Annotated in this window: 10 protein-coding genes and 1 pseudogene; 9 read left to right on the top strand and 2 right to left on the bottom strand. The window is 49.9% G+C overall.

Annotated features, from left to right (window positions below; translation table 11 throughout):
* Window positions 1-10 precede the first annotated feature (10 nt).
* From carB to GJ688_RS10465, 6 genes are all read left to right on the top strand, one after another.
* A complete protein-coding gene (gene carB, locus GJ688_RS10490; RefSeq protein WP_155476514.1) occupies window positions 11-3,262 on the top strand; it encodes a carbamoyl-phosphate synthase (glutamine-hydrolyzing) large subunit in 3,252 nt (1,083 codons plus the stop codon).
* A 147-nt stretch (window positions 3,263-3,409) separates the two neighbouring features.
* Complete coding sequence (gene argF, locus GJ688_RS10485; RefSeq protein WP_155476513.1) at window positions 3,410-4,369, top strand: ornithine carbamoyltransferase; 960 nt, start codon at window positions 3,410-3,412, stop codon at window positions 4,367-4,369.
* Between the two features lie 361 nt (window positions 4,370-4,730).
* Window positions 4,731-5,939 carry an argininosuccinate synthase gene (locus tag GJ688_RS10480; protein ID WP_155476512.1) on the top strand — a complete coding sequence of 403 codons (1,209 nt, stop codon included), beginning with the start codon at window positions 4,731-4,733 and terminating at the stop codon, window positions 5,937-5,939.
* Window positions 5,940-6,167: 228 nt separating this feature from the next.
* Entirely contained in the window at window positions 6,168-6,584 is a 417-nt protein-coding gene (locus GJ688_RS10475) for a DUF4277 domain-containing protein (RefSeq protein WP_207708798.1), read from the top strand.
* Between the two features lie 249 nt (window positions 6,585-6,833).
* The gene (locus tag GJ688_RS10470; RefSeq protein ID WP_155476511.1) at window positions 6,834-7,199 is read left to right on the top strand and encodes a hypothetical protein; all 366 of its coding nucleotides are present in this window, start codon (window positions 6,834-6,836) and stop codon (window positions 7,197-7,199) included.
* A gap of 108 nt (window positions 7,200-7,307) precedes the next feature.
* Window positions 7,308-7,733 (top strand): hypothetical protein, encoded by a 426-nt coding sequence (locus tag GJ688_RS10465; protein ID WP_155476510.1) that lies wholly within the window; start codon window positions 7,308-7,310, stop codon window positions 7,731-7,733.
* A 395-nt stretch (window positions 7,734-8,128) separates the two neighbouring features.
* Here GJ688_RS10465 and GJ688_RS10460 read toward each other — a convergent pair whose 3' ends face one another.
* Entirely contained in the window at window positions 8,129-8,431 is a 303-nt protein-coding gene (locus GJ688_RS10460; RefSeq protein WP_155476509.1) for a hypothetical protein, read from the bottom strand.
* Window positions 8,432-8,954: 523 nt separating this feature from the next.
* Window positions 8,955-9,092 (bottom strand): annotated as a pseudogene (locus GJ688_RS10455) (DUF4277 domain-containing protein); the annotation flags it as partial.
* A gap of 88 nt (window positions 9,093-9,180) precedes the next feature.
* Here GJ688_RS10455 and GJ688_RS10450 point away from each other — a divergent pair.
* The 3 genes from GJ688_RS10450 (at window position 9,181) to GJ688_RS20670 (ending at window position 11,580) form a co-directional block, all read left to right on the top strand.
* Window positions 9,181-10,650, top strand: a complete 1,470-nt coding sequence (locus tag GJ688_RS10450) for a hypothetical protein (protein ID WP_170291865.1) — start codon at window positions 9,181-9,183, stop codon at window positions 10,648-10,650.
* Between the two features lie 152 nt (window positions 10,651-10,802).
* Window positions 10,803-10,934: an MrcB family domain-containing protein gene (locus GJ688_RS21555; protein WP_155476506.1), complete on the top strand. Its 132-nt coding sequence runs from the start codon at window positions 10,803-10,805 to the stop codon at window positions 10,932-10,934.
* A gap of 523 nt (window positions 10,935-11,457) precedes the next feature.
* Window positions 11,458-11,580, top strand: a complete 123-nt coding sequence (locus tag GJ688_RS20670) for a helix-turn-helix domain-containing protein (RefSeq protein WP_235910920.1) — start codon at window positions 11,458-11,460, stop codon at window positions 11,578-11,580.
* The last annotated feature ends 97 nt before the right edge of the window (window positions 11,581-11,677 follow it).

Raw genomic sequence — 11,677 nt, 5'->3', positions numbered from 1 at the left:
GGAACACCCCTTGCCGAAAGACCCTACACTGAAAAAAGTCCTCGTCATCGGGTCGGGACCCATCATCATCGGGCAGGCGGCGGAATTCGACTATGCCGGCACCCAGGCTTGCAAAGCCTTGAAAGAAGAAGGCCTGGAAGTCGTTCTCGTCAACTCCAACCCGGCGACCATCATGACCGATGCGAACATCGCCGATCATGTCTATATTGAACCGCTCAACGTGCCCTCGCTGACCCGCATCATCGACCAAGAGCGTCCCGACGGCCTGCTGCCCACCCTCGGCGGCCAGACCGGCCTGAACCTGGCGGTGGCCTTAAGCCAAGCGGGCGTTTTGGAAAAATACCAGGTGCGCCTCTTGGGCACCTCCATCGAAGCCATCAAGAAGGCCGAAGACCGGGAACTGTTCAAGCAGACGATGCAGGACCTCAACGAGCCGATCCCGCTCTCGGACATCGTCTCCAGCTTAGACCAGGCGGTCGCCTTCGCTAACAAGACCGGCTATCCCTTGATCATCCGCCCTGCCTACACCTTAGGCGGCACCGGCGGCGGCATCGCCCACAACGAAACAGAACTGCTCACCATCTGCGACATGGGCCTCAAGAAGTCCATGATCGGCCAGGTTCTCTTAGAGCAGAGCGTCGCCGGCTGGAAAGAGATCGAATACGAAGTGATGCGTGACGCTAATAACAACTGCATCACCATCTGTAACATGGAAAACTTCGACCCTGTCGGCATCCATACAGGCGACTCCATCGTCGTGGCACCGTCACAGACACTCACCGACAAAGAGTACCAGATGCTGCGGACAGCCGCTTTAAAGATCATCCGGGAACTGAAAGTGGAAGGGGGCTGCAACGTCCAGTTCGCCCTCCATCCCTTCAAATGTGAATACATCGTCATCGAGGTCAACCCCCGGGTAAGCCGCTCATCGGCGCTGGCCTCCAAGGCGACAGGCTACCCCATCGCCAAGATGGCCGCCAAGATCGCCATCGGCCTCACCCTCGATGAGATCACCAACCCCGTCACCGGCAAGACGACGGCCTGCTTTGAGCCCACCTTGGACTACTGTGTCGTCAAAATCCCCCGCTGGCCCTTTGACAAGTTCGTCACGGCCGACCGGACGCTGACGACCCAGATGAAAGCGACGGGCGAGGTCATGGCTATCGACCGCACCTTCGAAGGGGCGCTGCAAAAAGCGGTCCGCTCCCTAGAGACGGGCGTCTACGGCCTGCGCCTGCCCGGTGCCGCTACCTGGACCGATATCGAGATCGAAAACAAGCTGAAAAAAGCCGACGACGAGCGCCTCTTTGCTGTCGCCCAAGCGTTCCGCCGGGACTGGTCCGTCCGGGAGATTCACCAGATCTCCCAGATCGACCCCTGGTTCTTGGTCAAGATAAAAGGCCTCGTCGACTTCGAAGCGCAGCTCGAACAGTGGCCTGTCGACGAAGAGGTGCTCCACGAGGCGAAGGTGCTCGGCTTCTCCGACTACCAGATCGCCAAAATCGCCAACATCTCCACGCAAGTCGTCCGGGAAGCCCGGAAGAGCTATGACATCCTGCCGACCTACAAGATGGTCGACACCTGCGCCGCCGAGTTTGAAGCGGCTACCCCTTATTACTATTCCACCTACGAGGAAGAAGACGAGGTTCGCCAAACGGAGGGCCAAAAAGTCATCGTCCTTGGCTCCGGCCCGATCCGTATCGGCCAGGGCATCGAGTTTGACTACTGCTCCGTTCACGCCGCCTGGGCCCTGCGCGACTGCGGTGTCGAATCGATCATCATCAACAACAACCCCGAGACGGTCTCGACCGACTTCGATACGGCCGACAAGCTCTTCTTCGAGCCGCTGGCATTGGAAGACGTCTTGAACATCGTCGAGAAGGAAAAACCCGAAGGCGTTGTCGTTCAGTTCGGCGGTCAGACGGCCATCAACCTGGCGGCAGGCCTTAGCGAGCACGGCGTGAAGATCCTAGGCACGTCCTTAGAAGGCATCGACGCGGCCGAAGACCGCAAGAAGTTTGAAGCGCTCTTAAAAAGCCTAGGCATTCCCCAGTCGGAAGGAAAAACGGCGACGAGCGCCGCTGAAGCGAAAGCCATCGCCGAAGAACTGGGCTTCCCGGTCCTCGTCCGCCCGAGCTATGTCATCGGCGGCCGGGCCATGGAAGTCGTGGAAAACGTCAAAGACTTAGAGTCCTACATGGAGACGGCTGTCCGCATCAGCCCGAAACACCCCATCTTAGTCGACAAGTACATCCGGGGCAAAGAGGTGGAAGTGGACGCCATCAGCGACGGCACGGACACCCTCATCCCCGGCATCTTCGAACACATCGAGCGGGCCGGCGTCCACTCGGGTGACTCCATGGCTGTTTACCCGCCGCAGACGCTCACGACGGCCGAGCGGGAGACCATCGTCGACTACACCTTGCGCATCGCCAAGGCCTTGCAGGTGGTGGGCCTCTTAAACATCCAGTACGTCGTGGACAACCAGGGTAAAGTGTACGTGCTGGAAGTAAACCCCCGGGCTTCCCGGACGGTGCCCATCCTTTCGAAGGTCACCGGCGTACCGATGATCAAAGTGGCCGTGCAGATCATGCTCGGCAAGAGCCTGGCCGAACTAGGCTACAGCACCGGCCTCTGGCCCGAAACAGCCTACACGATCGTCAAAGCACCGGTCTTCTCCTTTGAAAAGCTGACCGACGTAGATATCTCCTTAGGACCGGAAATGAAGTCCACCGGTGAGGTGATGGGCGTCGACTTCGAACTGTCGTCGGCCCTGTACAAAGCCATGACCGGTGCCGGCATGAAGATCCCCACGAGCGGCACGCTGCTCGTCTCCGTCGCCGAACGCGATAAGGAAGAAGTGGCCGGCCTCATCCGGGACTATGCGGATCTCGGCTTCAAGATCGTCGCCACGAAGCAGACCGCATCAGCCTTGAAACGGGCGGGCATCACCGTCACCACTGTCAATACGGCAGACCACTCGCTGCAACTGCTCCTGGATCAGATCAAAGACGGCGCCATTCAACTGGTCATCAACACGCCGACCCGGGGCAAGGTGGCTGGACGTCCCGGCTTCCGCATCCGCCGGGCCGCTTCGGAATACCGCGTGCCCTGCTTGACTTCCCTCGACACAGCTGGGGCGCTCTTAGAGGCCATCCGTATGATTCGTGACGGCAACCCACCGAGCTACCAGGCAATGGGAAGCTACCAGGACGGAAATTCAGCGGCCTGGTGGGATAAGCTAAAGGAACTGGCTGGGTAAGAGGCGAAGTATTCCAACCGGGAAAATCATCGTCGATTCCGCATAATCGCCGGGGCAGGGGATACCCCCAATATTGCCCCGGCTGTTTTTAGAACCCTTGCCATCGAACATATCGACACTGCAAAAAAGAAAGAGGGTTTTTTACCAATGACAACGGAAACCAACCTGGTTGAACTGGATGAACGGATGCGGGGGCGGGATTTTCTTTCCCTCCACGATTTCACCCGTGACGAGATCTTTTACCTGCTCGACGTGGCGAAGGAATTGAAAGCCCTGCAAAAAGCGGGTAAGCCGCACCGCCTGCTCGAAGGTAAGACGCTCGGTATGATCTTTACGAAAAGCTCCACCCGGACCCGCGTCTCCTTTGAAGTGGGTATGTACCAGCTCGGAGGCTCGGCGCTCTTTTTGAGCTCCGCTGACATCCAGTTGGGCCGGGGTGAACCGATCAAGGATACGGCCCGGGTGCTCTCGCGCTATGTGGACGGCATTATGATCCGTACCTTTGCCCATGAAGATGTGGTTGAACTGGCCAAGTACGCCGATATCCCTGTCATCAACGGCCTGACGGACCTGCTGCACCCCTGCCAGGTGCTGGCCGATCTATTGACGATCGTAGAACATAAAGGCAAGACGGACGGCCTGAAGATGACCTACATCGGTGATGGCAACAACATGGCCCATGAGCTCATGTACGGCGGCGCCAAAGCCGGCATGCATGTGGTCATCTGCACACCGGAAGGCTACGAGCCGGACGCCGAAGTGGTTCGCCTGGCGACGGAAGATGCGAAAGCGAACGGCGGCTCGATCACGCTGATGAACGACCCTGTGGAAGCATCGAAAGACGCCGACGTGCTCTATACGGACGTTTGGGCTTCCATGGGTCAAGAAGGGGAGGCCAATGTACGGGCCAATGCCTTCCAAGGTTTTCAGATCAATGGTACAATCATGAAGGTAGCCAAGCCCGATACGATCGTCCTGCATTGCCTGCCGGCGCACCGGGGCGAGGAGATTACCGATGAAGTGATCGAAGGGCCGAACTCGGTTGTCTTTGACGAAGCGGAGAACCGGCTCCATGCGCAGAAGGCGATTATGGCGGTTGTGATGTAGCGGTTGTCCATTACATTGTGCTGAAAGCGGGGGTGCATTGGCTCTGTTCGCTAAGGGCTCCGCGGCTGTTCGCTTGGTTGCTTCGCGGGCGCGCCAAACCTCTGGGCTTTTCTGCATGTGAACCGTGGCGCGCTTTTCCGCTTAGCAACCGTCGCTCACGACGCCGCTACGCCCAAAACGCTCGCTGCGCCAATGCACCCCAGCTTGGTGTAGCACGTGACGTTTTTTGAACCTTAATGGACTCTTTAATAACGTTATTTTAAGACCGTTTTTATTGGTCCATCTGCTGATTCCATAATGGCAAATCGGCTTTAATAAGATAATCGATGGTATCGTTTCAGAATTGAAAGGAGCACTTGGAATGTCTAAGAAAGTTGTTCTGGCTTACTCTGGCGGATTGGACACGTCCATCATCATTCCCTGGCTGAAAGAAAACTACGGCTATGAAGTTATCGCGATGGCCGCCGACTTGGGCCAAGGGGAAGAATTAGAGCCCCTGAACGAGAAAGCCATTAACACGGGTGCGACCAAGATCTACATTGAAGATGTGAAAGAAGAGTTCGTCACCGAATTCATCTGGCCGACGCTGAAAGCGGGTGCCGTCTATGAAGGTAAATACCTGCTCGGTACTTCCTTCGCTCGTCCCCTTATCGCGAAGCGCCTCGTCGAAATCGCCCGCAAAGAAGGGGCCGAAGCGATCGCTCACGGTGCCACCGGTAAAGGTAACGACCAGGTTCGCTTTGAACTGACTGTCAAAGCCCTGGCTCCGGATCTCAAAATCGTCGCTCCCTGGCGGGAATGGGACATCCGCTCCCGGGAAGATGCGATCGACTACGCTCAAGCTCGGAACATTCCTGTGCCGGTTAAGAAAGACCGTCCATACTCGATGGACCGGAACCTCTGGCACTTAAGCCACGAAGGAGCCGACCTGGAAAGCCCCTGGAATGAGCCGCAAAATGATCTGTTTATGATTTGCACGCCGCCGGAACAAGCACCGGATAAGCCGGAGTATGTGGAGATTGAATTTGAAAAGGGCATCCCCGTAAAACTGAACGGAGAAGCCCTCGGTCCGGTCGAAATGATCGAGAAACTAAACGCGATCGCCGCTGCTCATGGCGTGGGCATCTGTGATATGGTGGAAAACCGCCTTGTCGGCATGAAGTCCCGTGGTGTTTATGAGACGCCGGCAGGAACAGTCCTCTACGCGGCTCACCGTGAACTTGAGTACCTCTGCCTTGATCGGGCCACCATGCATTATAAAGAGATGGTCGCTCTTCGCTACGCGGAACTGGTTTACGATGGCGTCTGGTACCATCCGCTGCGCAAAGCGATTGACGCCTTTGTGGATGTGACGCAAGAAACGGTCACCGGCCTGGTGCGTATGAAGCTGTTCAAAGGCAGCGTCACCCCAGCAGGTGCGAAGTCGCCTTACTCCTTGTACAATGAAGAGTTCTCGACCTTCGGTCGGGATGAAGTGTACAATCAGAAGGATGCGGAAGGGTTCATCAACCTGTTCGGTCTGCCGATGAAGGTGCGGGCGTTGATGGAGCAGAAGTCTGGGTTAAAGTAATCGTTTTTTACAGAAAAAATCCCACTGTGCAGAAGTATGCTGATACAGTGGGATTTTTTGTTTGTGTAGTCGGTAAGAGATTCTAACTGCACGTTGTTTTTTCCCGCATTCCGCGAGTCGGACAAAAAATCAAAAGAATTATGCAATTGCATAATAAACAAAATACAAATGGAAACGAGATCCATTTAAAGGATTCTGCCTCCAAACCATTTTTGGAGGATGAAAACGATGACTCAACCGTCGTTTAACTTAAAAGTTACCCAAACCGGTGCCGTCCCAATCATCACAAAGCTTTGCCAGATTGCTGCCATAAAAGAAACCGTTAATCATATCGTCTCGTGGAAAGAAAACATCGCCAAGATATCACCAGGTCTTTTGATCGAAATGTTAGTGATCTCGATTCTTTGTGGCCGCAGACCCCTTTGGAAAGTCCATCAATTCTGGGCTCAGCAAGATTTGAGATTGCTTTTCGAGGAAGAAGTCACCCTTGAGCCGTTGAATGATGATGCGTTCGGTCATGTGCTGGATAAGCTCGCCGAAGTTAAAATGGAACAAATCGTAAACATCGTAAGCCTTACCCTGCTTCGCGCCCATGCCATTGACATTTGCACGATTCACTTTGACACAACGTCAAAGGCGGTGTAAGGCGTTTATGAAGGAGAAGGGCCGGAAGGGTTTGATATCAACAGAGGCTTCAGCAAAGACCTTCGACCGGATCTGAAGCAATTTAAAATTGGCGCTGCCGTACAAGAAAACGGCGTATTGATTCCCGGGGAAGTGCTCTCAGGAAACAAATTGGACGTAGCCTGGAATCCCGATGCAGCGGTAAAAATGCATGATTTTTTTGCCCGCGAAGGCTAAAAAGATGTCATCTATGTCGCCGACTGTGCGCTTGTGTCTACAGAAGGATTAGAAAAACTGGCCAAACAAGAGATCCAGTTTATTTCCCGTCTTCCCGAGACATTCAACCTTGCCGAAACGCTGAAAAAAGAAGCCTTAGAGGCGAACCAATGGAGTCATCACGGTGAACTGGCTTGTTCGGACAAGAAGGAAAAGACGATATATAAAACCTACGCCACCCAGGGAGAGATCGAAGGCCGATTCTATGATTTCGTGGTTGTCCATTCCTCTGCGTTAGACGCCAAAAAAGAAAAAACCGTAGATAAACGCATTTTCACCCAAGAAAAAAAGTTAACGAAAGATGCGAAAGAACTGGCCCAAAAAGCCTTTGTCTGCGCGGCCGATGCCGAAAAAGCCTGAAATGAGTTTTTAGCGAACACAGGAAAACTCGGCTTTATCGCCACTGGAACCGTTCTAGAAAAAACGGAAACAAAACGGACTCGCCGTGGTCGCCCCAAAGAAGGCGATGTGTCCATTGAAACAAAAACGTACCATACGATGGGTGACTTTCGTTCTGAAGTCCGATACTATCTGCATTACCTGGAATCGACGTTTGTACTCATTCATAAGGTCAGCAAAACCATGACAGCAGAAGAAATATTGGTGGAATATAAGCAACAATACTCCATTGAAAACAGGTTTCGCTTCTTGAAAAGCCCACTGATTCTAGGACCTGTATTTCTAAAGAGCAAAAAGCGAATCCATGCGCTTGGTCATGTGTTTATCCTCGCGCTTATGGTCTCGTCTTATCTCGAGTATAGGGTTCGTAAAAGCTTAAACGAGAATCAAGAATCGTTGACTCTTCCCGGAAATAAGAAAACGCAAGTTCCTTCCATCGCCACCATTTTAGAATATCTGAAAATGATCGTTGTGGTATCTGTGAATGGAGAATGAGTTATTCCCGATAACGTCGATAAGGAAGCCATTAAAATGATTCGGTGGGCTGGTTTTGATAAGAATATTTACACCAAGGGGATTTGTAATTAATTCCCTTTAAGTTAACTGTGCTTTTAATTCATGGATGCTATGAGGGAACTTGCGGAACAAGGGATAACAAATACCCTAGGGCTTTAATACGCTCTGGTTTCTTCAGAAACACGCCATCGAGTACAGCGGGATTCTTTAGAAAACGAAAGCGCATTTCTACCGTTTTTTGCTCCTTATACAGTCGCAGTACATCCGCAGCCTCATGAGCCACAGTTTGTTTGAGGGAAGAAGTTAAGACAAAGGAAGATGCTTCTTGAAAGGCTTTTTCCCAAGCCTGTACATCTCGGCACCGACCGTGGTTTCTACACGGTAGACTGTTTCCTTGGGGACAGACCATTCCTGTTTTCGGCGACCAGGCTTTCGAAGCACTTTTGTTTGAGAAACAATGGTAAGGTCAATGGGATAGAATGACCGCGATGCTTCTGGGAAAAGAGGAGGCATTCTGCTTGCGCATCGGCTTCGCAGGCAAAGGTTCTCTTTGCCAAGGCATGACAAGCTTGCTCAATCGCTCTTTTCTCTACTTGGGCTTCTTTTTCCAATGCTTTGACCTGACGTTCATACATTTTGGACGGGAATACGATACTAAACCGGTACCGATGATCCATAAAACGTGTGCCGTCATTTCCTGTGTGCGATAGACGGATGCCCCGTTACAGGAACTGAATGCGACAGGCTCCCCCCAAGTATTCCGTTCATCGGCCCACGGTTTTAACCGTTTGGTGAATTGATACGTATTCGAAAGTCGACTGATAAAACGAATCGCACTTTTTCGTATGAGGTGAAGGTTTGTTGGCGTTACCAGCTTGCTGTCTGCAATATAGATGGCATCTGATTGTCCGAGCGCGTGAACCATTTGAAGATAGTGGTGGAGCAAATTCGTGTTCCATGTGTATCACTTTGATTCCCGTCATGGATACTCCCCATAACGGGAACTCCTTCACGGTACACGACGGCACCGACGGAAAATTGTTTGGCATCTCGAATTCCTTGTGCGTTATATCCGTGCGTAATCTCTAAGGAATTTGCGGAAGTTTCCGCATATCACCCGCCACAGAATGCGCGTCGTGTCGGCATGAAATGCCGTTCGATCAAATCAATGTACTTTCCAAGCTGCAAGCATAACAGCACTTACAGATGATCGAGATTCGCCTCATACGGTAAATCCAACATTCGTCCAAGGGTATCGTCGTTAAACTCTTCAGAACCGACACCGGGACCAAATAATGCTTCTGTGTCCATTTTCTCAAAATACTCTTCCACTTTATAAAGCGGTGTATGAAACTTGAGTTATTATGGGTAGACAAAATTAAGGTAAAATGTGTAAAATTTATAAAAAGATGCAAAGGTGGGGGTAATGATAGGAGATACATATCGGGATGCTTTTCTTGCGCTTTACTGTGAAGCTTTTGCGTCTGATCCATCGCTGTACCCATATATTGATAAATTATATGAAAAAAACAAACTCCTTTATTATCAGAAAGCCTCACAGCACAAGGCGTATACACATCCATTGTTAGTTCGGCAGAAACTCGAAAAGGAAATCTACGCAAAAAGAATGTTAGGAATTATAATTGCTGGAAAAAATGATGAAATAACGAGTTTGGTTAAACAGGGTTGGCCGCTGATTTATTCTAAAGTTTCTACGGCATCGCAATTAATTGATATGGAAGCTATCGTCAAGGCGCACATAAGATATATCAAAGATACTGCCGAGATGACGGACGATGAATTTCTCGGATTGTGCTTTATCATCATGTTCACGGCCGATTTACTAAAAAAACCAATTGAAGAAAACGAATTTTATAAAGAGATTTTTACCGCCATGCTTTCACCGATATGTGAATTCGACTCTGCAAGACGTTTTTCGTTTAAAGCAGAGGATGTACAACGAAAAGCTTGCGATTTGAAACAACGGGTTTTTCTCAAATACAAACTAACCGGTTTTCCGGTCTTCTCATTGGTAGGAACTAACGATGAGTTCTTAAAGGGAATATTTCTTTGTTTTGTTGAGTTGTTCAATATCGAAGGATTATCGTGGTCGATTATTGAAGAAGAAATTACAGTCGATGATTTTGAGGATATTTTTGCAGTATACATAAGAAAATTCAAAAACCAGAACAGGGACGATGCGGCAAAGTTTTTCTATTCAGCGATCATGCTCAAGGGTCTATTAAAAGCCTATCGCTCGGTAAAGGAATCTTTTTTCCAAAACAATAAAGAAACCTTGTATTTGGAGATGGATACACTACAAACAAAGGTAAAGGAACTGGAGGTAAGGCTTACCGAGCAAACCCAAACAAATGAAAAACTGCGAATCACAGTGAGGAAACTGGAGGCAGAGGTCAAGAACGAATACAATCGTGCGGTTAGCGAATACCGTTCGGAGTTACAAAAACTCCAGAAAGAACGGGATGAACTGAAAGAACTTGTGGAGAAAAACCAAAAAGAACTGCGTGCCCTTCGGGAATTTGTATTCCGATTGGAGCAAGGTGCAGATGAACCTGAAAGCAACGAACGTCCCGATTTATCTTCCGTTCGCGGTATTGTCATCGGTGGGCATGACCGCTGGCAACAACGATTGAAAACCCACCTTTCCCACTGGCGATTTATCGGCGTTGACCAATCAAATTTCGATGTGTCCATTTTAGAGCATGCTGATGCTGTTTTCTTCAATGTAAGGTACTTATGCCATAAGATGTATGAAAAATCAATCAGCGTCCTCCGGCGAAGTGCTACCCGAATCGGATACGTTCAAGCTACAAATGATACTCAAGCTTTTCAGGAAATTGCAAGGCAATTATTTCAAAAAAGGCTAAATTCGTAAGGCAGGATAAGTTCCAAAAAATATATTTGACCTGGTTCTGGACTCATCCCCGACCAGGTCTTTTTTATTGACCAGATCAATAAGATTTCAGTTATTTTTAATTACCCGAATACGCAGAATCACTGTTCTACGTATTCCCTCACTTCCGATAATTGTTCCATTATGAAGACTTGACCATTGCCTACAAGTTATATGGCAATGGGAACGTTCCTAAAGATGAGCAGATTATCAAAGACATGGAGGTCATTTTGCAAGCGTACGCAAAATACATGCTGGAAACGTAAAGCATTTCTCCAGAACCCTCTCCGGAATCTCCTTTACATCGAGAGGGAACCCATGATAAACAAATGGGGAGATCGCGGCGAGCGGATACGAGGTGTTCCAGGCGATTTAATGTTCGCGGGTACGCCCCCTCCCCCTAGACCGCTAGACTCGGAAAAAGCCGTCTCCTATCTACATTCAGTAGCATGAGACGGCTTTTCTTTTGCTGGCTAAAATATAAAGGATGGAATAGCCAAGGATTATTGTGTCGGGTAAAGTAAATCGCTGAACATAAAGGTAGGAAGAACAAGAAGCTATCGTATCAAAATTATAAAAAGTGCTGAGCCGAGGAGACATATCACAGTTGAAGCAGGAGAACGGCTCATTTTACAGAACTTTACCAAGTGATCCGTTGTAGAACCTGACGATTAACTCAAACCTCTGCTTTGCCGAACCCTATATAAATGCATTAGCAACCAATCATCTAAATGCGGACTATTTTTGGCTTCAAAAAACATTCGTCGACAGGCTCAGGAGGAACAATAAATGACGAACGAACCAGAAAGATGGTCAAATCTTGAGGAGATTGCTGAGAATCTTGGTGTTAGCAAGGACACAATACACATCTGGATTAAGAAAAGAATGATGGTATTCCCTGCCGTAGAGTAAGCACGCAATATAAGTTCAAGCATTCGTGATCGGTTAACCATATTTTCAAGATAAACCCAAATGAATTTAGGTTTAATGTTGAATGTTTACAAGTTGC

The sequence above is a fragment of the Heliobacterium mobile genome, from assembly GCF_009720735.1.
Taxonomy (GTDB): domain Bacteria; phylum Bacillota; class Desulfitobacteriia; order Heliobacteriales; family Heliobacteriaceae; genus Heliobacterium; species Heliobacterium mobile.
This window is presented reverse-complemented; position numbering and strand designations above follow the sequence as displayed.